Source organism: Candidatus Mycalebacterium zealandia (assembly GCA_014075295.1).
In the GTDB taxonomy this organism is placed as follows: Bacteria; Desulfobacterota_D; UBA1144; order Nemesobacterales; family Mycalebacteriaceae; genus Mycalebacterium; species Mycalebacterium zealandia.
In genome coordinates, this window is the sequence record CP046180.1 from 907872 (window position 1) to 928057 (window position 20186).

21 protein-coding genes are annotated in these 20186 nt (G+C 51.2%); 5 read left to right on the forward strand and 16 right to left on the reverse strand.

Translation table 11 applies throughout. The annotated features are described in order from the left end of the window. The first annotated feature begins 132 nt into the window (after nucleotides 1-132). The gene (locus GKS04_04545) at nucleotides 133-849 is read left to right on the forward strand and encodes a prolipoprotein diacylglyceryl transferase (protein QMU56413.1); all 717 of its coding nucleotides are present in this window, start codon (nucleotides 133-135) and stop codon (nucleotides 847-849) included. Here the strand turns inward: GKS04_04545 and hisC are convergent. Genes hisC through GKS04_04560 form a run of 3 tightly spaced genes read right to left on the reverse strand, consistent with a single transcriptional unit; the run spans nucleotide 833 to nucleotide 3518 of the window. Next, entirely contained in the window at nucleotides 833-1915 is a 1083-nt protein-coding gene (gene hisC, locus GKS04_04550; protein QMU56414.1) for a histidinol-phosphate transaminase, read from the reverse strand. The two genes, GKS04_04545 and hisC, sit on opposite strands and share 17 nt — an antisense overlap. An 11-nt stretch (nucleotides 1916-1926) precedes the next feature. Continuing rightward, nucleotides 1927-3234 carry a histidinol dehydrogenase gene (gene hisD / locus GKS04_04555; GenBank protein QMU56415.1) on the reverse strand — a complete coding sequence of 436 codons (1308 nt, stop codon included), beginning with the start codon at nucleotides 3232-3234 and terminating at the stop codon, nucleotides 1927-1929. Beyond that, nucleotides 3231-3518, reverse strand: a complete 288-nt coding sequence (locus tag GKS04_04560; protein ID QMU56700.1) for an HPr family phosphocarrier protein — start codon at nucleotides 3516-3518, stop codon at nucleotides 3231-3233. Before GKS04_04560 ends, hisD begins: the two co-directional genes overlap by 4 nt. Before the next feature lie 120 nt (nucleotides 3519-3638). On the opposite strand from GKS04_04560, the gene mqnC reads away from it, so the two are divergent. Next, a complete protein-coding gene (mqnC, locus tag GKS04_04565) occupies nucleotides 3639-4715 on the forward strand; it encodes a dehypoxanthine futalosine cyclase (protein ID QMU56416.1) in 1077 nt (358 codons plus the stop codon). After that, a complete protein-coding gene (locus GKS04_04570) occupies nucleotides 4715-5446 on the forward strand; it encodes a pseudouridine synthase (protein ID QMU56417.1) in 732 nt (243 codons plus the stop codon). Before mqnC ends, GKS04_04570 begins: the two co-directional genes overlap by 1 nt. Nucleotides 5447-5452: 6 nt before the next feature. Here the strand turns inward: GKS04_04570 and efp are convergent, their stop codons facing one another. From efp to GKS04_04590, 4 genes are read right to left on the reverse strand one after another with little or no spacing between them, the layout of a single operon-like run. Continuing rightward, nucleotides 5453-6019: an elongation factor P gene (gene efp, locus GKS04_04575; GenBank protein ID QMU56418.1), complete on the reverse strand. Its 567-nt coding sequence runs from the start codon at nucleotides 6017-6019 to the stop codon at nucleotides 5453-5455. Nucleotides 6020-6042: 23 nt separating this feature from the next. Then, nucleotides 6043-7845 carry a DNA mismatch repair endonuclease MutL gene (gene mutL, locus GKS04_04580; protein QMU56419.1) on the reverse strand — a complete coding sequence of 601 codons (1803 nt, stop codon included), beginning with the start codon at nucleotides 7843-7845 and terminating at the stop codon, nucleotides 6043-6045. A gap of 4 nt (nucleotides 7846-7849) precedes the next feature. Next, nucleotides 7850-8035 (reverse strand): hypothetical protein, encoded by a 186-nt coding sequence (locus GKS04_04585; GenBank protein ID QMU56420.1) that lies wholly within the window; start codon nucleotides 8033-8035, stop codon nucleotides 7850-7852. Beyond that, nucleotides 8032-8334: a GYD domain-containing protein gene (locus GKS04_04590; protein QMU56421.1), complete on the reverse strand. Its 303-nt coding sequence runs from the start codon at nucleotides 8332-8334 to the stop codon at nucleotides 8032-8034. Before GKS04_04590 ends, GKS04_04585 begins: the two co-directional genes overlap by 4 nt. Nucleotides 8335-8373: 39 nt before the next feature. On the opposite strand from GKS04_04590, the gene GKS04_04595 reads away from it, so the two are divergent. Then, entirely contained in the window at nucleotides 8374-9483 is a 1110-nt protein-coding gene (locus tag GKS04_04595) for a hypothetical protein (GenBank protein ID QMU56422.1), read from the forward strand. 1 nt (nucleotide 9484) lies between these two features. Here GKS04_04595 and GKS04_04600 read toward each other — a convergent pair whose 3' ends face one another. Next, on the reverse strand, nucleotides 9485-9706 hold the full coding sequence (locus GKS04_04600) for a DNA-binding protein (protein QMU56423.1): 222 nt from the start codon (nucleotides 9704-9706) through the stop codon (nucleotides 9485-9487). Nucleotides 9707-9810: 104 nt separating this feature from the next. Here GKS04_04600 and GKS04_04605 point away from each other — a divergent pair, with 104 nt between their 5' ends. Further along, nucleotides 9811-10245: a thioesterase gene (locus tag GKS04_04605; protein QMU56424.1), complete on the forward strand. Its 435-nt coding sequence runs from the start codon at nucleotides 9811-9813 to the stop codon at nucleotides 10243-10245. Nucleotides 10246-10248: 3 nt separating this feature from the next. Here GKS04_04605 and GKS04_04610 read toward each other — a convergent pair whose 3' ends face one another. The 8 genes from GKS04_04610 to thiC all read right to left on the reverse strand — a co-directional run bounded on the left by GKS04_04610 (nucleotide 10249) and on the right by thiC (nucleotide 20171). Next, complete coding sequence (locus GKS04_04610) at nucleotides 10249-11805, reverse strand: Do family serine endopeptidase (protein ID QMU56425.1); 1557 nt, start codon at nucleotides 11803-11805, stop codon at nucleotides 10249-10251. Between the two features lie 3 nt (nucleotides 11806-11808). Continuing rightward, a complete protein-coding gene (locus tag GKS04_04615; GenBank protein ID QMU56426.1) occupies nucleotides 11809-12354 on the reverse strand; it encodes an AAA family ATPase in 546 nt (181 codons plus the stop codon). Next, nucleotides 12335-12940: a riboflavin synthase gene (locus GKS04_04620; protein ID QMU56427.1), complete on the reverse strand. Its 606-nt coding sequence runs from the start codon at nucleotides 12938-12940 to the stop codon at nucleotides 12335-12337. The genes GKS04_04615 and GKS04_04620 overlap by 20 nt, the downstream gene beginning before the upstream one ends. Continuing rightward, complete coding sequence (lspA, locus tag GKS04_04625) at nucleotides 12921-13412, reverse strand: signal peptidase II (protein ID QMU56428.1); 492 nt, start codon at nucleotides 13410-13412, stop codon at nucleotides 12921-12923. The genes GKS04_04620 and lspA overlap by 20 nt, the downstream gene beginning before the upstream one ends. After that, the gene (gene msrB, locus GKS04_04630; protein QMU56701.1) at nucleotides 13412-13810 is read right to left on the reverse strand and encodes a peptide-methionine (R)-S-oxide reductase MsrB; all 399 of its coding nucleotides are present in this window, start codon (nucleotides 13808-13810) and stop codon (nucleotides 13412-13414) included. Before msrB ends, lspA begins: the two co-directional genes overlap by 1 nt. A 128-nt stretch (nucleotides 13811-13938) precedes the next feature. Beyond that, the gene (gene greA, locus GKS04_04635) at nucleotides 13939-14412 is read right to left on the reverse strand and encodes a transcription elongation factor GreA (GenBank protein ID QMU56429.1); all 474 of its coding nucleotides are present in this window, start codon (nucleotides 14410-14412) and stop codon (nucleotides 13939-13941) included. Between the two features lie 51 nt (nucleotides 14413-14463). Continuing rightward, the gene (carB, locus tag GKS04_04640) at nucleotides 14464-17661 is read right to left on the reverse strand and encodes a carbamoyl-phosphate synthase large subunit (GenBank protein ID QMU56430.1); all 3198 of its coding nucleotides are present in this window, start codon (nucleotides 17659-17661) and stop codon (nucleotides 14464-14466) included. Nucleotides 17662-18419: 758 nt separating this feature from the next. Next, nucleotides 18420-20171 carry a phosphomethylpyrimidine synthase ThiC gene (thiC, locus tag GKS04_04645; protein ID QMU56431.1) on the reverse strand — a complete coding sequence of 584 codons (1752 nt, stop codon included), beginning with the start codon at nucleotides 20169-20171 and terminating at the stop codon, nucleotides 18420-18422. Nucleotides 20172-20186 lie beyond the last annotated feature (15 nt).

Below are 20186 nucleotides of genomic sequence, written 5' to 3' on the forward strand. Positions count from 1 at the left end.
GACGCTTTTCCAAATCTTCTATCTCAATATCGCGCTGTGTGTCTGTTTTTGCGCGTCCCTGTTTCTGCTCGCAAAAAGCAACTCGGCGGCGGAAAAAGCCGCCGGTGAAAATATTTCAGCGGAAAACGACTGATGTATCCCGAACTGCTCACTGTCGGCAACGTGTCTGTGGGGTCATTCGGCGTTATGGTCGCGCTCGCGTTTCTCACCGCTTATCTGCTTACCGAACGCGAATTAAAGCGGAAAAACATCAACCCGAATATCGCGCAAGACCTGCTTTTGTGGATTGTCGTGTGTTCACTCCTTGGGGCTAAACTGTTTTTCATGGCGCAAAACCCTGACGCGCCCATTTTTTCGGGACACGGATTTACTTTCTACGGCGGTTTTTTCGGCGGTCTCGCGGCGGGAATAGCGGTCGCGCGCGTAAAAGGAATCGGCATTTGGAAGATGCTTGACGCCGCCGCTCCGGGTCTCGCGCTTGCTTACGCAATCGGGCGAATCGGCTGCCTGCTGGTTGGAGATGACTATGGAACCGCGTCTTCATTGCCGTGGGCAATGGCTTTCCCGAACGGTCTGCCGCCGGTTGATTTCACGGTTCACCCCACTCAAATCTATGAAACGGCGGCAATGACGGCGGTGTTCGCCGCGCTTTGGAAACTGCGGCTGAAAATCACCGTAAACGGCTCGCTGTTCGCGCTCTATCTCATGCTCGCGGGACTTGAGCGGTTCGCGGTTGAATTTGTGCGGACAACCACTCCGAGCCCAGTGCCGGGGCTGTCGGTCGCGCAAGTTATCGCGCTCGGACTTATCTCTTTCGGCGCGGTAAAACTGATTAAAGCCCGGAAATAATCGCGCGCAAACTTTCTTCAAACTCTCTGTTTTCCTCCGGAAGACCGATTGTAACCCTGAGGCAGTCCGCCATATCGGTGTCCGGAAAATTGCGCGTAAGAATATCTTTTTCAATCAGCGCGCGGTGAACTTCGCCCGCGGTTTTTGCGCCGTTAAATTGAATGAGGAAAAAATTGGCGGCGCTCGGAAACACTTTTATTGCGTCAATGGAACCGAGAGTTTGAAACATCTTTTCGCGCTCGGACTTGATGATGTTGATGTTTTCTTCAAAAACGCCCGGGTTTTCAAAAAAGACGCGCGCGGCGGCTTGCGTGAAGGAATTGATGTTGTAGGGAAGGCGAACTTTCTCCGCTTGCGCGGCGAGTTCGGGATTCATAAAGAGCGCGCCCAGACGGAGCGCGGCGAAACCGATTTTTGAAAAAGTCCGCATAACGGCGAGATTTTCATACTTTTTCATAAGCGCAACATGTGTTTTGCCGCAAAAACTGAAATACGCTTCGTCCACAACCACAATTCCCGGCGCGCCCGCGATAACGGCTTCAACCTTGCCGGGCGACAGCAGATTGCCCGTGGGACTGTTGGGCGAGGCGAGAAAAACAATGTCGGGATTATGAGCGTTCATCGCGGCAAGCATCGCTTCGGGATTGATGTCAAAATCCGGCGTGAGGTTTTCCTTCACAACCTTTTTGCCGAGCACTTGCGCCGTGAGCGCGTACATTGAAAAAGTGGGCGCGGGAACAAGCACGGTTTCCGATTCACCGCAAAAAGCCGCTATGAGGATTTGTATCAATTCGTCCGAGCCGTTGCCGAACACTATGCCGCTTGAGTCCGTTCCCGTCCGTTCGGACACGGCTTTTTTTAGCCACTCGCAGTTGGGGTCGGGATAGCGGTTTAAGGGAAGATTTTCCGCGACTCGCGCGATTTCCGAGCGCAATTCGCCGGAAAGAGAAAACGGGCTTTCGTTGCCGTCAAGTTTGATTCTGCGCCGCGGACGGGAGGAATCATAAGCGGATAAAGCGCGAACCGAAGGGGAAACCCTGTGCAGAAGCTTTTCAATACCCGCCATCGGAATTCCTCTTACTTTTTGGTCCTCTTGCGGGTTGTCGCGGTTCGCGTAGTTACGGAGAGGGCGTGAGCGGTAAGCCCTTCGGCGCGCGCAAGATTGACGACCGCGCCGGAAAGTTTTTCAAACCCGCGCGCGGACATTTCGGCAACACTCGGAGTCTTAACAAAATCCGCCGCGGAAAGCGGGGACGAAAACCTCGCGCCTCCGGTCGGCAGAACGTGGCTTGAGCCGCAGATATAATCTCCAAACGCTTCGGTGGAAAGACTTCCGAGAAAAATCGCCCCGGCGTGCCGGACAAGAGGCAGTAACGCGCGCGGATTTTTCACGCAAATCTGCAAATGCTCCGGTCCCATCGCGTTGGCGAGCGCAACCGCCTGCCGCAGAGTTGAGACCACAAAGATTTTTCCGTTGTTGCGGATTGAGGCGCCCGCTATCTTTTTTCTTTCAATCCCCTGCGCCATTTCAAGAAGCGCTTTTTTAACCTTTACGGCATACGCGCGCGAGGTGGCGGCGAGAACGGGAACCGCCATTTCATCGTGCTCGGACTGAGCAAGCAAATCGGACGCGACCCATTCGGGCGGGCATGAGCCGTCCGCAATTATGAAAACCTCACTCGGGCCCGCCATCATGTCTATATCAACCTCGCCGTAAACCAGTTTTTTGGCGATTGTCACATAGATGTTTCCGGGACCGGCAATTTTGTCCACACGTGGAACCGAACGCGTTCCGAACGCGAGCGCGGCAACCGCCTGCGCGCCGCCGATTTTGAAAATCCGGTCAACGCCGGCTATCTGAGCCGCGGCTATCGCTTCGGGATTGAGTTCACCTCCTGGGCATGGAGTTGCCATAACTATTTCGCTCACTCCCGCGACCTTCGCCGGAACCGCCGTCATCAGAACGGTTGAGGGATACGCGGCTTTGCCGCCCGGAATATAGATGCCGACTCTTTCAAGCGGGCGCGTAATCCAGCCCAGCCGATTTCCGAGCGCGTCTTTCATCGCGCCCGGGCGCGGCAATTTCTGTTTCTGGTAACGCTCAATGCGCGAGCGGGCGAGTTTCAAATCCCTGATGACCGATTTGCTTACCTTTTTCACCGCGGCAACCGCTTCGGAGTGCGAAACCTCAACCGTTTTCGCGGAAATGCTCGCGCCGTCAAACTTTTTTGTGAGAGAAAAAAGCGCGGAATCGCCTCCCTTGCGCACACGCTCAACAATCGCCGAAACATTCGCAACTGTTTTGGAATCAAAATTGGACGCGTTTCTGCGCGCCGCGTCAGTCTGTTTTTTTATATTGGCGGAATTTACGTTTGTGATTTTCAATTTTCCGTGTGAGCTCCCTCTCCGAATCCGTTTTCAACAAATCTGGCGATTTCCTCCGCCGCGTCCCGCGCGTCATCTCCTGACACTTCAATATCAATGTCCGTGCCTCTGGCGGCGGCAAGGGAAAGAATTCCGAGAATACTCTTGCCGTTCACTTCATAGTCGCCTTTGATTATCTTCACGTCCGAAGAAAAACGGTTTGAAAGTTTTACAAAACCCGCCGCGGCTCTGGCGTGCAGACCCAGCGTGTTTACTATCTTGAAAGTTTTTTTTACGCGACTCAAAATCGGCTTTTCCTCATACGCCCGGCGCGGAAACAAATCATAACATAATCCGCATACAACGGCGGCAAAAACACGGTTGGACTCTGGAACGCGGCGGCGGCGCAAGTTAGACTGTTTGCCATGACCGTGCGGGAAATATGCGACAAGGTAATGAGCGGCGAAAGAATTGACCGTGCGGACGCGCTTGCCCTTCTTGAAAAAGCCACCCTTCCGCAACTGGGAGGACTCGCGTCTTTCCGCAGGCAGAGAAACAACCCCGGAAAGACCGTAACTTTTGTGCGCGACACAAACCCGAACTACACAAACGTGTGCGACACCGAATGTCTGTTCTGCGCGTTTTGGAGACCACCCGGCGCGGCTGACGCCTACACACTTGAGGCGGACAAACTGCTTGAAATGATGAAAACCTCGTATCACAACGGGGCGACAACCGTTCTGCTTCAAGGCGGCCACAACCCCGAAATCAGTTTGGACTACTACATTGAAATTGTGAGGCGCGCGCGTGAAGAGATTCCCGAACTCCATCTTCACGCCTTTTCGGCGCCCGAAGTTGCGGCAATCGCGAAATACGAGGGGTTGAATTCGCGGGAGGTTCTGCAAAAACTCTGGAACGCGGGACTGCGCACAATCCCCGGCGGCGGCGCGGAAATTCTTTCCAACGGTGTTAGAAAAAAAATCAGCCCGCTCAAAATAGACGCGGACAGGTGGATAGAAATTGTTCGTGAATCGCACGAAATAGGTTTTAAAACCACCGCAACAATGATGTTCGGACACGTTGAGGAAAATGAAGACATTGTTGAACATCTTGAAAGAATTCGGTCTTTGCAAGACGAAACGGGCGGATTTCTTGCTTTTATTCCGTGGATTTTCAAGCCGACAAACACTTTTCTTGAGCGCAAAATTCCGGAGGAAACCGGCGGCGAGCGATACTTGCGCGTGCTGGCGGTGTGCCGGATTTTTCTTGACAATTTCAGGTTCATTCAAGGGTCATGGTTCACACAGGGGTTCAAAATCGGTTCCGCGTCAATGAGATTCGGCGCGGACGACCTCGGAGGCACTCTTTATGAGGAAAATGTTCTGCGGTGTGCGGAGAACAAGACCAAAGCGAGCGCGGAGGAAATTGTCGGCATGATAAAAAGCGCCGGATTTGAGCCCGCTCAGAGAAACACTCTTTACGAAATCATACGTAAATTCTGATGGCGGAAAGGGTACAAAAACTGCTCGCCGCCGCCGGAGCCGGTTCGCGGAGGCGCGTGGAGGAGTTGATAAAATCAGGCGCGGTCGCCGTCAACGGCAGTGTTTGCAAACTGGGCGACAAGGCGGAGCCACAAGACAAAATCACGGTTGATGGGAAAAGGATTGACTGCAACACAGATGACTCGCCCGGGCGCATAATCGCCTATAACAAACCGGTTGGCAAAATAGTGAGCATGAAAGACCCGCAAAACCGCCCCACCGTTTTTGAGGATTTGCCGCCGCTTGAAAAATCCCGGTGGGTTTCAGTCGGACGGCTGGACATCAACACCACAGGGCTGCTGCTTTTCTGTTCGGACGGCTCGCTCGCCCACAAACTTACGCACCCTTCAAGCGGAGTTGAGCGGGAATACATGGCACGCGTGCGCGGCAACACCGGGCGGGAAACGATTGAAAAACTTCTCTCCGGCGTTTTGCTTGACGGCAAAAAAGGACATTTTGAAAAAGTTTCGCCGATTCCCTCAAAGGAAAAAAGCAACAAGTGGTTCAAAATTGTGGTCAAAGAGGGAAGAAACCGTTTTGTGAGGGGGATGTGGGAATCCTGCGGATGTTCGGTCAGCAGGTTGATGAGGATTCGCTTCGGAACGGTGAAACTGCCGAAAAATCTACCCGTGGGCGCAAGCATTTTCCTGAGCGAAAAACAAATCCGCAAACTGCGCGAAATCGCCGGTTAGCGTGCGTTATCTGACCCTTTCAATGTAACTGCCGTCTCTTGTGTCAACCTTTATCATATCTCCGGGATTGACAAACAGCGGAACCTGAACCTTTGCTCCGGTTTCAAGGGTTGCGGGCTTGGTCGCGCTTGTTGCCGTGTCGCCTTTAACGCCCGGGTCGGCTTCGGTCACTTTCAGTTCAACAATGTGCTTGAGAAACTCAATTCCGTAAGGATTACCGTTGATAAAATTGACCTGAATCTCCTGGTGCTCGCTCATAAAATCCGCCGCGCTTCCCACCTGAGCGGCGGAAAGCTCCTGCTGGTCGTAAGTTTCCGTGTCCATAAAATGATAGATGTTTCCGTCCGAATACAGAAACTGCATGGTTCTTTTTTTGATATCGGGGGTTTCAAACTTGTCGCCTGAACGGAACTTCTTTTCCTGCACCGCTCCGGTGACAATGTTGCGCGCTTTCACCGTTACAACGGGGCTTCTCTGAGCCATTTTCTGCTGTTGATACTCAATTATCTCCCACACCTCACCGTCCAACTCTATCTTCAGCCCTCTGTGAAAACCGCTTGTTTCTACAACCATTTTATCCTCCGTCCGGCGAGAGATTACTTCCTCTTAAACATCTTCTCAAGCGAGCCATACGTCATGTCCATGGCAACCGGACGCCCGTGAGGGCAGAAATGCGGAATTTCGCATTTGTCCATCGCTGAAAGAAGCGACCTTATTTCCGAGTTTTCCATCACATATCCGGCGCGTATGGACCTGTGGCACGCCATTGTCGCGAGCACATCTTCAGTTTTTCTGTCAATTTCGCCCGGAAGTTCGGAAAGCCCCGTTTTGTCCAGTTCGCTCAAAACGTCAACGAACAGCTGTTTCGCACTCGCTCCGGAGATAATTGCGGGAACCGATTCAATCCTCACCGCGGCGGCGCCGAAAAGTTCGGCGTTGAGCCCGAGTTTTTTCATCTGGCTTTCAAACCTGCCAAACAAAACCGCCTCTTCGGGGCGTATCTCAACAATCTCAGGAATTAGAAGTTTCTGCGCAAGCAGGGTTCCGTCAGTTTTGTAACTGTTTTTGAACCGCTCAAAATTGACACGTTCATGCGCCGCGTGCTGGTCAATCACAACAAGCCCTTTTTCGCTCTCGCAAACTATGTAAAGGTCTCCCGCCTGCCCAAGAACCTTAAGGGAAGAGAAAAATCCCTCTCCTCCGCTGGCGGGAAAACTCTCCGCAGTTGCCGGCAAATCATCCGTTCGCGGCGGGGATTGCGAAGATGGAAAATCAAAACCCGCCGAGCGACCCGCCGGGTTGCGAATTTCGTCCGTGCCCGCTCCGGCGGTATGTTTTCGGTAGTTGTCCGGTTTTTCCTGAAAGAACTTCGCTCCGGTCGGCGCGCCGGCGTGCTGTTTTTGCCCGGTCATCCACGGAGCCAGTGAAAGTAAATCCTGCACGGCGGAGCGAATTGCCGCCGCGACCGCTCCCGGAGATAAAAAACGAACCTCATGTTTTGTCGGGTGAACATTCACATCAACATCTTCGGGCGGAATTTCAATAAACAAAGCCCCTTGAGGATAGCGCCTCGCCTCAAACACGCGCCCGAAACATTCCATAACAACCCTGTTTATAAACCTGTCGCGCAGATATCTGCCGTTGACATAGCAATAAAGGCGCGTCATTGAAGAAAATCCGTCCGAGGGCGCGCAGAGAAAACCGGAGATTTTGATTTTTCCGTTCGTGCTTGAAGCCCCGACCGCGTGCAGGGGAACATTTTTCAGAACGGCTTTCACCCTGTTTTGAATATCCGCGCGCGGAAAACGCAGGAAATTTCTGCCGTTGTGCAAAACCTCAAAATCAACTTCGGGATTCGCCACCGCCGCAGACCTCGCAACTTCGGAACATCTTGAAAGTTCGGTTTCGTTTGTTTTGAGAAACTTGAGGCGCGGGCGGGTATTGAAGAAAAGCGAGCGCGCTTCAACCGTTGTTCCAACCGGGCAGCCCGCGTCCTTCGCGCCCTTGAATTTCCCGCCTTCAACCTCTATCGCGACTCCCACCCGCTCTTGTGCCGGGCGCGTTGTGAGGGAAAATCTTGACACCCCCGCGATGGATGGAAGCGCCTCTCCCCTGAATCCGAAAGTGCCCACGGAGGCAAGCTCTTTTTCGTCTTTGATTTTACTCGTCGCGTGGCGCTCAATGCTCAAAAGTGCGTCTTCGCGCGACATTCCGCAACCGTCATCGGAAACTCTCACAAGCCGTTTGCCGCCCGAATCCAAATCAACGGAGATTCTTTTTGCCCCCGCGTCAAGGGAGTTTTCAATAAACTCTTTGAGCACCGAAGCGGGACGCTCAATCACTTCACCCGCGGATATTTTGGAAATTAAGATATCGTCAAGTACGCGTATACGGCTCATAAAATCAGTTGGATAACCATTTAAAAACTGCGATGCCAACAATGGCGATAATGGGAAGAACAACCGCCACAAGCGCAAAAATCACATAAAAAAACAGAGCGGAAAACGCCTTTTTCCCGTAAACATCCGAAGATTGTTCCTTGAGAGAGTCAAAAAGCGATGAAAAAAATCCTGCGCGGGAACCGGTCATTTGGAGGACTTTGCCTTAGCAAGGGTGTCTATCATTGAATCAATGGAAACGGCTACAAGCGTTATAAGCTCAAGAGTTCCACGCGAACAAAGTTCAATTGAAACCTGCCCCAGAGTTTCATTGTCCGGCGCTTCAACTATGTTGACAAAATCGTAATGCCCCAGAGTGGCATATTGCTCAATAACTTTGACGCCAAACTTCTCAAGTTCCCGGTCAACTTCCTTGATTCTACCGGGCCTTTCCTTGACCGTTTTTCTCCCTTCGGGAGTGAGTTTACTGAGCAAAATATAAGTGTTCAACTTGTTATATCCCTGTGATATAGTCCCTCTAATTGTATAGTGTCTTTTCCAATTCACAAACTCCGGAAAATAAAATGGCAACTGTTCGCGCTGTGTTTTCTCGCAGTCTGCCTTGCGTGGTCTCAAAGCCCCGCCGAGTTGTCGCGGCTGGGAATTTTTGACAAAGAAAAAACCCCGAAAATAGTAGTTGAAAGTTTCAAATGGAGAGCCGGCGGAGCGGGAAGAAGAGCGATTTTCTCCGAAGTAACCCTGAGAAACGATGACGAAAGGGATTTTTCCGCCATTGTTCTCAAGGCGCGTTTTTCATTGAAGTATGGAGAACCGGCGGGCAGTACGCGCGGCACAATCAGGAAGACACTCAAAGCCGGAGAAACCAGAACTTTGAAGGACGTCCGGCTCGGAATCATGAATTTTGACATTGACTCGGTTGAGCTTGAAGTGGTGGGCGCGACCGCCGCGTCTGACGGCAAGCCCGATCACCCGCTTGAAGTAACGGCGTGGGATTGGAGAGCCGCGGGACAATCAGTCGGAACCGGAACCATAGAGAGCATAACGGTCAAAAACCCCGCGCCGGAACCATACGGAAAGGTGGAGTTTGTTATTGTTCAGAAAAAAGCCGGGGAGAAAATAATGACAACCTCAGTGCCGACAGAAAAAATTGCAAACGCCCGCTCTGAAACTGTCTACAAGGAAGTCAATCCGGGATTTATTCACCCCGCCACAGACGAGATTGTTGTGCTAATCAAGTCCGCGTATCCGGTTTCACGAAAACAGGAAACGCTTATGCGCAAAAAAGCGCTTGATCCACATCCCGAACCGGATTCCAACACCCCGGTGCCGGGCTACGACGTTGAGGTAAAAAAGTTTGAATGGGGAAGCGGAGCCGCGGGCTCGCTCGGAATGGTGGATTATCTTGTTCTGAAAAACAGAAGTTCGGTGCGCTACGCGGAAATCACCATAGCTATTGACTTTCTTTCAAACAAGAAAAGAGTGCTCACCACAAACACCTTTAAAATCAAAAACCCGCCCCCGCCCGGCGGGACAAGAAAATACAGGAACATCAGTATTGGGATTTTGAACGTCTCTCCGGGAAAAGAGTCCGTCAAAGTTTACGTCAAAGGCGGCAAGCCCGCGCGCGGCGGCGGATAATTCAGCCTCCAACAAGCGCCGCTTCTTTCATAATATCGGCAAGTCCTTCACTGAAAGACAACGCCCCGATGAGAGGAATCACTATGCATGAACGTCCGCCGCTCACCTCTGTTATACGAACGTATTTCCCTTTGTGGTTCTCTCTTAAGTCAAAGAAAAACTTCTTCTGTTCAATGTTGACCCGCTTGCTACCATAGTCTTTTTCAAAATCTTCCCTGCTCATTGATACCACCCCTCTGCGGAAATCCAGGAAGCATTTATGCTATCAATAAGAGACGAAAATCAAATGCTTGGCAGTCGCGGGCATTGGATTTATATTGTTTGAATATGTCGCCAAGATGCAAAATAGAAATGCCGCGCCGTTTTCAGTTTTCAACCGACATACCGGTCAGGATAAGCGACATAAACCACGGAATGCATGTCGGGCACGATTCTTTTCTCACAATAACCCATGAAGCGCGCGTGAGATTTCTCAAATCTCTCGGAGCAACCGAGGGCGACGTGTTCGGCAGGGGAATTGTGCTTTCAGACGCGGAGCTTTCATACACGAACGAGTCTTTCTACGGAGACACGCTGAACATCAAAATTGCCTGCGGGGATTTGCTCAAATACGGTCTGAATATGTTCTATCTCATTTCCGAGAAAAAACGGAAAATAGAAATCGCGCGCGTGCGAACCGGAATTGTGTTTTTTGACTATAAGAAACGCAAAGTGGCGCGCGTGCCGAAAAGGTTCGCGTTAGCGTTGTCCGAACTGAAATAGGCTCTATTTCCCGTTCTCGGGAACCAGGGAAATGAAAACATTACCACCCCGCCTGCGCACAAGAATCCGCGTGCGGTTGCCTTTGTTTGTTTTGTCAATCGCCTTGTTATAATCCCTGACCGACTTAAGCGGCTCGCCATCAATCTCAAGTATTACATCTCCCTCTCTGATTCCGGACTTCCACCCTCTCCCGCCACGGCTTGCCTGAATCACAACCACTCCGCTTTTCCAGTCCAGGCGGTAGCGCTGGGCAAGCCCCTGATCAATGTCCGCAACCTTGATTCCAATTGAGGAAGAATCTGTTGTTTCCTCTTGCGCGGGACGTGCGGCGCGGTCATCTTCGGGAGTTTCCATCTTTGTTATTTTGATGTTCAGGTTTTTTCTTTTGCCGTTTCTGATAAGTGAAATGCGGGCTTTTGTGCCGGGTTTAAGGTCGGCGACAATTCGCGGAAGATCCGAAGACTCTTTCACTTCCTCGCCCTGAAACCGGATTATAACGTCTCCCGCTTTCATTCCGGCACGCTCGGCGGGGCTGCCTGAAAAAACCTCGCTCACAAGCGCTCCGCGCGTGTTTTCAACTCCGAGACTTTCGGCAAGGTCTTCGGTCAATTTTTGAATTGAAACGCCTATCCACCCTCTCACGACCTTTCCGTTTTTCTTTAACTGGCTCACGATTCCCGCGACCATGTCAATCGGAATTGAAAAACCTATCCCCTGCCCTTGAGACGCGACCGCTGTGTTGACCGCGATGACAAGACCTTCAAGATTGAACAGAGGTCCCCCGCTGTTGCCCGGATTCAATGGCGCGTCCGTCTGTATGAAATTGTCATACGCGCCCATGTTGAGAGATCTTCCTTTCGCGCTCACAATTCCCGCCGTTACCGTGTAACCAAGTCCGAGCGGATTGCCAATGGCGAACACCCACTCCCCTATTCTTAACTTTTCGGAATTGCCTAAACGGACGGGAACAAGTTTTTCGCGGGGATTTATTTTGAGAAGAGCGATGTCGGTTTTGGGATCCGAGCCGACCACGCGCGCCTCGTATTTTGAACCGTTTTCAAGCGTAACCTCAATTTCTTCAGCTTTATCCACAACATGATTATTGGTAACGATGTGCCCTTCAGTGTCCACTATAAAACCCGAGCCAAGCCCCCTGTTTCTGAACTCCCGCTGCGGATTCTGCCCGAAAAAATTGCCGAAAAACTCTTCAAATAAATCACCTCGTCCGCCGAATGGCCCTCCCGGAGACATGGTGAATTTTGAAACCGTGGAAGTGCTTATGTTGACAACGGACGGCTTGTGCTTCTCAACAAGCTCGGCGAAAGACGGAAAGTCCCCGAAGGAGGTTTTTCTCCGAACGGTTTCTTCAATCCGCTCAGGCGGTAAAACAAACTGCTTTTCTTCGGCGGACGGAAGACTTTCAAACTCATACGGGACTTGTTCCGCGTGTGTTTTGCCACCAATGAAAAAGTCCGGGATTTCGGGTGAAAAGCCCTTTGAAACGACAAAGCTGAAACCCGTAATTACAAACCCGACCAGAATAATATTCGCTATTCTCATTTTCTATTCTCCGTTTTTTGAAACTCCGTCGGGAAATAAAATCCCGACCACTCTTTCGGCAATCCGGTCCGGGGAAAGTCCGTCCGTTTCCACAGTAAAACATGCGGTTTCGTAAAGATGTTTGCGCCCGGAGAAAATCTCCGCCGCTTTTGCCTCAGGACTTGGAACTTTCAAAAGGGGTCTCGGAGCATCCTGTGAAATTCTGTGCATCAGAGTTTTAAAATCCGCCTTCAAGTATATAACAACGCCCGCTTGTTTCATAGCGGCGCGGTTGCCGTCGGAAAGTACAATTCCGCCACCGGTCGCAACAACCTCAAAGCCGGATTTTTCGCACACTTCGGCAAGCGCTTCGGACTCCAGATTTCTGAATTCAGACTCTCCGCGCAGGGAAATTATATCGTCCACGCTTGCGGACTCGCGGGCTTTTATGAAAGCGTCCAAATCGCAAAATTGCGCGCCGATTTTTTGTGCCAGAACGGAGCCAACAGTTGTCTTTCCCACGCCCATAAAGCCGGCAAGAAAGATTTTTTCAGGAGGTTTTTTCGCCACTAAACCCGACCAGCCTCTCAACGTATTTCGCGACAATATCGCACTCAAAATTCACTTTGCTTCCCGCTGACAAAGAAGAAAAAGTCGTATGGGAAAGCGTGTGCGGAATTATATTGACCGAAAACCCTTTGTCGTCCGCATCGTTGACCGTCAAACTCACGCCGTTAAGAGTGACGCAGCACTTGGGAACAATATATTTCATATACTCCGGCGGCAGTGAAACAATGAACTCCACAGACTCTCCGCGCTCCGCGGCTGACTCAATCTCACCAACGCCATCTATGTGCCCGGTTACGATATGACCGCCCATCAGCCCGTCCGGGGAAACAGACCTTTCAAGATTTACAACCGCCCCGCGCACTGCTTCGCCAAGTGTGGTTTTTGACAAAGTTTCATCGGACGCCTGAACAAAGAAAGCCCCGTTTTCAATTGAAACAACCGTCAAACAAACGCCGTTTACGGCAATGCTTTCACCGATTTGAATGGAGTCCGCGTCAAGTTTTGAGGGCTTTACGCCTATCAAGGTTTCGCCCTGCGTACGAACAAGACTGATCTCTCCCGTGTCTTCAACTATTCCCGTGAACATTGTGCCGCCTCTTCACAAGCAAATTTACCATGAACGCCGCCGTGCCGACAGTTATGAACATGTCCGCGGCGTTGAACGCGGGCCAGCGCAATGTTTCGCTTCCAAACCAGTGAAATTCCAGAAAATCAGTCACATACCCTGACGCAAACCTGTCAATGGAGTTTCCAATTGCTCCGCCAAGAATAAAACCTATGAAGATTCCCCTTTTGTCGCCGTGCCTTAAAAACAGAAACGCGGAAACAAACGCGGCAAGAAGCGCGCCGACGTAAAGCGCGGCGCGGGTCGCGCCTTCAAGGTCTCTCAACATCCCGAACGCTATGCCGGAGTTCCTGTAATGAACAATGTCAAAAAACGGCGCCACCTCAACTGAGGAGCCCGGAGCCAAAGTTTCGGAAATAACCGTTTTTGAAACCCTGTCGCAGAGCGCAACAAAAAAAACAACCGCGAAAAACTGCAATCTTTTCCGCGGCATCAAAAGTTCCGCCTTTCATGAAAAAGGCACACGGAATTAACGCAATAACGTTTTCCGGTCGGTTCGGGTCCGTCATTGAAAACATGTCCTAGATGCGCTCCGCATCTGCTGCAGACAATTTCGGTTGTCATCATACCGTACGAGCGGTCTGGCTTGTAGCCAACCGCGTCGCGTGAAATTGAGCGCCAGAAACTGGGCCACCCGGTGTGGGAATTGTATTTATGTTTGGAAGAAAACAACGCAAGACCGCAACTTGAACATTTGTAAATCCCCTCTTCGTAAAAACTGTTGTATTTGCCCGTATGCGGAAATTCCGTCCCGCCTTTTCTACATATGTTGAACCGTTTTCGCGAAAGAACCGAGTGCCAGTAATCTTCGGTTTTGGATTTCCAGTCAATATTGTCAGCGTTAATGCCGTCAAGATGGGAGGGGTGTTGTTCCTCTTGCGCCCGTGAGTCGCAAACTATTAAAGCGAAAACAAGCGCGCAAGCCGCAAAACACCGCGCCAACACCGAAGCGCGCCCTCTCAATCTATGGAGGTTATCACTAATTCCCGCATTCCCCCCGGAGCCATTACTTTGACTTCATCGTCAAGTTCCTTGCCTACAAGAGCTCTGCCTATGGGAGAGGTTATGGAAATAAGTCCGCTGTCAGGATCGGTCTCGTCGGGACCGACAAGCTGATACTTTTCCGCCTCTCCGGTTTCAATGTCTTCAACCGTAACCGTGAGGCCGAAAACAACCTTGTCCTTATTCTTAATCTGAACGGGGTCAATGACCTCGGCGAGCCCGATTTTAGACTCAACGTCCTTGATTCTGCCCTCAATCATTGACTGCTTGTCTTTTGCCGACTCATACTCGGCGTTCTCAGACAAATCACCCAGAGAGCGGGCGTATTCAATCTGCTTTATAACTTCGGGGCGCTCAACATTTTTGAGGTGAACAAGCTCTTCCTTGAGCCTTTCATAGCCGCCAGGCGTTATTGGAATTCTGTCACTCATCTTTTATAAAACCCCGCTTGGAATAGTTTTTAGATTTTATAGAATTGCGCCCTAATTCTCAAAATCCTGCAACGCTCTCACGGTGAGATTTTCGCCCGAAATCTCCTCTATGGCTCCGACCGCCGCGCGCGCGCCCTCAATGGTTGTGCAATACGGAACCTTGTGCACAAGCGAAGTGCGCCTGATGGAAAATGATTGAAGCACGTGCTCTTTGTCCGTTGTGGTGTTGACCACAAGATGAACCCCGTTGTTTTTAAGGAGGTCAACAATGTTGGGCCTTCCCTCTTGAACCTTGTTGACCGTTTTGCACTCAACTCCCGCGCCGGATAGGAATCGCGCCGTCCCCGCGGTGGCGACAACCTCAAAATCCGCCGCGGCAAGGCGGCGCGCTATGCCAACCGTGGTGTCCGTTTTGTCTTCGTCTCTCACGCTTATGAAAGCCGTTCCCGAAACCGGAAGCGGGTTGCCAGCGGCAATCTGGGATTTGGCAAAAGCCATTTTCATATTGGCGTCCATTCCCATAACCTCGCCCGTTGATTTCATTTCGGGACCGAGAATCGTATCCACTCCGGAAAAGCGCAGAAACGGGAAAACCGCCTCTTTCACGCAAAACACTCGCGGCTCAACCTCCTTTGTAAAACCCGTCTCTTCAAGCGTCATTCCGGTCATGATGCGGGTCGCCACTTTGGCAAGCGGCACGCCTATGGCTTTGCTGATGAAAGGCACGGTTCTGCTCGCTCTGGGGTTTACCTCAATTATGAAAACTTCTCCGTCCCGGACGGCGAACTGCACATTCAAAAGACCGCGAACATCAAGCGCGAGCGCGAGCGCCTTTGTCTGCGCGATGATTTTATCGATCGTCTTTTTCTCCATTGAAACCGGAGGCGTTATCATCGCGCTGTCGCCTGAATGAACTCCCGCCTCCTCTATGTGCTCCATAACCGCGCCGACCACAACGGTTTTGCCGTCGCAAACGGCGTCAACATCAACCTCGCCCGAATTCTTCATAAACTCATCTATGAGTATCGGACGGTTGGGCGAAACCCTGACGGCTTCGTTGATGTAGCGCACAAGGTCGCTCTCTTTGTAAACAATCTCCATCGCCCTGCCGCCCAGAACGTATGACGGGCGCACAACAACGGGATAACCGATTGAGTTCGCGCTGTGAACCGCTTCTTCCGCGCTTCTTGTTATGGCTCCCGCGGGTTGCTTCAACCCCAGGTCGGACACAAGTTTGTTGAACCTTTCCCTGTCTTCGGCAAGGTCTATACTGTCAGGCGAAGTACCGAGAATTTTAACCCCGTGATTTTCAAGTGGAATGGCAAGATTGAGGGGCGTCTGCCCGCCGAAATTGACGATTACGCCTTCGGGTTTTTCCCTGTCCACTATCTCTAGCACGTCTTCAAGTGTCAGCGGCTCAAAGTAAAGACGGTCGGAAGTGTCGTAATCCGTACTGACAGTTTCGGGATTGCAATTAACCATAATCGTCTCATACCCGCGCTCTTTGGCGGCAAACGCCGCATGAACGCAACAGTAATCAAACTCTATGCCCTGCCCTATTCTGTTAGGCCCGCCGCCCAGGATCATAATTTTCTTGTTGTTCGTAACGGGCGCTTCGCTTTGCGGGTCGTATGATGAATACAGATACGGCGTGTAGGACTCAAATTCCGCCGCGCAGGTATCAACCATTTTGTATGAGGGAATGATTCCCGCTTCGCGCCGCCGTGCGCGTATTTCCTCTTCATCGCAACCCGTAAGCGAAGAGATGGCGAAGTCTGAAAAACCTATTTCTTTTGAGCGCCTGAGAACTTCGGGCGGCATATCCGCACCGTGGCTTTTGATGGTTTTTTCCTGCTCAACTATCTGGGATATGTTGCGCAGAAACCAGGGGTCTATCGTAGTAAGTCTGTGAACCTCGTCTTCGTCAAAGCCCAGCCTGAAAGCGTCCGCGACAAACCAGACTCTGTCGGGACTCGGAACACTCAGTTTCCGCCTCACAAATTCGGGGTCGTCCGAAATCTGTTCAAGAAAAGAGTGATCTGTTTCAAGAGACCTGACGGCTTTGTTGAAAGACTCCTTGAAGGTTCTTCCAATCGCCATTGCTTCACCGACCGATTTCATCTGAGTTGTCAGCAAAGAGGGGGTTTCGGGAAATTTCTCAAACGCGAAGCGCGGAATTTTGACGACAACGTAGTCTATCGTGGGCTCGAATGAGGCGGGCGTGTAGCGCGTTATGTCGTTTGAGATTTCATCAAGCGTGTAGCCCACGGCAAGTTTTGCCGCGATTTTTGCTATCGGGAAACCGGTTGCTTTTGAAGCGAGCGCGGAACTGCGCGAAACTCGCGGATTCATCTCAATTACAACAAATTCGCCGTTTTCGGGGTTGACGGCAAACTGTATGTTTGAGCCGCCCGTCTCAACGCCTATCTCCCTTATAATCGCGACTGACGCGTCTCTGAGGCGTTGATACTCTTTGTCCGTCAGGGTTTGCGCGGGCGCGACCGTTATGCTGTCTCCCGTGTGAACGCCCATCGGGTCAAGATTTTCAATTGAGCATATAATCACCACGTTATCTTTGATATCCCGCATGACTTCAAGCTCAAACTCCTTCCATCCAAGAACCGACTGCTCAATCAAAATCTCCCCTATCGGGCTGGAATCCAGCCCCGCCTCAACGTAAAGCGGAAATTCTTCTTTGTTATACGCGATGCTGCCGCCACTGCCGCCAAGGGTGAAAGAGGAGCGGATAATCGCGGGAAATCCGATTTTGCCAACAACCTCCCATGCCTCTTCAATTGTCCGCGCGGGTCCGCTTTCAGGCAGGCGAAGCCCTATTTTCAGCATCGCCTCCTTAAACTGTTCCCTGCTTTCGGCTTTCTTTATTGCTTCGGGATTCGCTCCGATGAGGCGGACGCCAAATTTTTCAAGCGTTCCGTCTTCGGCAAGACTCACGGCGGTATTTAGCGCCGTTTGCCCTCCGAGCGTTGGCAAAAGAGCGTCCGGACGCTCTTTTGCAATGATTTTCGCGACCGTTTCGGGCTCAATCGGCTCTATGTAGGTTCTGTCCGCAACTGTCGGGTCTGTCATAATGGTCGCGGGATTGCTGTTTACAAGAATTGTCTTGTATCCCTCGTTTTTCAGCGCTTTGCACGCCTGAGTGCCGGAGTAGTCAAACTCGCATGCCTGCCCGATAACTATAGGGCCCGACCCAATCAGCAGAATGCTTTCAATATCTGTTCGTTTAGGCATGGGAATTCAGTTCAATTTATACCGAACAAACCACGCAACCGCAACCACTCGTAAGTTACAAGAAGGTAAAAAACACACCATCTGACGCGCGAAGAGACACCTTACGCGGTTAATCAAACGAATTAACAAAGCCAAAGTTAGAGATTGCACTAATAATAACTCTTAACATACCTATATAATTGTATAATTAGAGACTTAAAGAAGGTTGTCGCTCTCCACGAAAGAGGTGGAAACGGCTGATTTAGGCATCAAAATCAGCGCGAAACACGGCACGCGAACGCCTCTTTCAAGGGGTTTTAACAGCACAAAGATTTACCGGTTTGAGAGGTTGAATCGGGAGCCGGACTTTCACAATCCGCGAACAGTCCAAAAATGGCAACTTATGTTCCAGAAAAAGTCAAATTAAGAACTGGTCCGAATCTAAAAGAGTTGACTCATTCCAAGTTACCAGGTGGAGCAACGTTCTTTGCCGGTAAACCGGCCCACCTCAACATTTGTTTTTAACTGCACCCCTTCCTTGATTACCATAACCATGTCCGGACCTACAAATCCGCCGTAAACATTGGTTTTGGCGGTAGAGGTATGAGCAAACGGCGTTCCTTTGATGTCATCGCCGTTCCAAACAATACATCTGACTGCCCGCGAGCAGTTCCCATTGACCGTCCATGATTGGGAGGGGAGCCCCCGCAATTTAGATTAATCGAAGATTGGAGCAGTATTTACACAATTTGTCCGCATCTTTGACATATTTATTTTTCTCATGCCTCTTCGCTGTAAATCTCACTGCCGCGCTCTTTGAACTCTTCGGCTTTTTCCTTTAAGCCCATTTCAACCGCTTCGCTCTCCGTAACACCCTCTTTTTCTGCATAGTCACGGATTTGCCGGGTAATTTCCATTGAACAGAACTTGGGTCCGCACATTGAGCAGAAATGCGCGCTTTTCGCGTTATCGGACGGCAGAGTTTCATCGTGGTATTGACGCGCCGTGTCGGGGTCAAGCGACAGGTTGAACTGGTCATTCCAGCGAAAATCAAAACGCGCCTTGCTAAGCGCGTCATCTCTTTCCCGCGCGCGCGGATGCCCCTTGGAAAGGTCCGCCGCGTGAGCGGCGATTTTATAGGCGATTACGCCTTCCTTAACGTCCTGTTTATCGGGAAGACCCAAATGCTCTTTGGGCGTAACATAGCAGAGCATTGCCGCGCCGTGCCGCCCGATTTCCGCCGCGCCGATTGCCGAAGTTATGTGGTCATAGGCGGGAGCGATGTCGGTCGTCAAAGGACCGAGCGTATAGAACGGAGCATCGGAGCAAATCTCAATCTCCTTGTCAACGTTCTCTTTTATCAAATGCATCGGAATATGCCCGGGACCCTCTATCATCACCTGCACGTCGTTTTTCCACGCCTTTTTTGTGAGTTCGCCAAGGGTTTCGAGTTCGGCGAATTGCGCTTTGTCATTGGCGTCCGCAATTGAACCGGGCCTGAGCCCGTCTCCAAGGGAGAAAGCGATGTCGTAAGCCCTCATAATTTCGCATATTTCCTCAAACCGCTCGTAAAGAAAGTTTTCCCTGTGATGCGCGAGGCACCACTTCGCCATTATTGAGCCTCCGCGCGAAACAATCCCCGTAACGCGCCCGGCGGTCAGCGGAATGTAGCGGAGCAGAACTCCGGCGTGAATTGTGAAGTAGTCAACGCCCTGCTCCGCCTGTTCAATCAAAGTGTCCTTGAAAAAGTCCCATGTCAGATCTTCGGGTTTGCCTGAAACCTTTTCAAGCGCCTGATATATGGGAACCGTGCCCACGGGAACAGGAGAGTTTCTTATTATCCATTCCCTTGTCTGATGAATTCTTTTGCCCGTGGAAAGATCCATTATCGTGTCCGCGCCCCATCTGCAAGACCACACGGCTTTTTCAACCTCTTCTTCTATGCTTGAAGTAACCGCGGAATTGCCGATGTTGGCGTTCACCTTTACAAGAAAGTTGCGTCCGATGACCATTGGCTCGGATTCGGGATGGTTAATATTGTTTGGAATTATCGCCCTTCCGCGCGCGACCTCGTCGCGCACAAATTCGGGCGGCTTGTCTTCCCTTATCGCGGCATATTCCATTTCGGGAGTGATAATTCCGCGCCGCGCGTAACTAATCTGTGTTACGCAGGAGCCCGGTTTTGCCTTCAAGGGTTTTAGTGCCTCTTTTGGCGTCGCATCCCCGTTTTCATGTGAACCGGACGAACTGAAAGCGGCGAGTTCCTCAACGTCATCTCTGCTCTTTATCCATTCAGCCCTCAAGGGTTTAAGCCCCACGCGCACGTCTATTTGTTCATCCGGGTCAGTGTAGGGACCGCTTGTGTCATAAACAACAACAGGCGGATTGTGGACGCCGTTGGTCTCTTCAAGTTCAATGCGTCTCATCGGAACACGGACGCCGCCGTGCAGTTTTCCTTCAATATAAATTTTCTTTGAAGCGGGAAAGGGCTTGCGGTCAACGGGTCCGCCGTTTTGTTGGTTGCCGGGCATTCAGAAAGCGCCTCG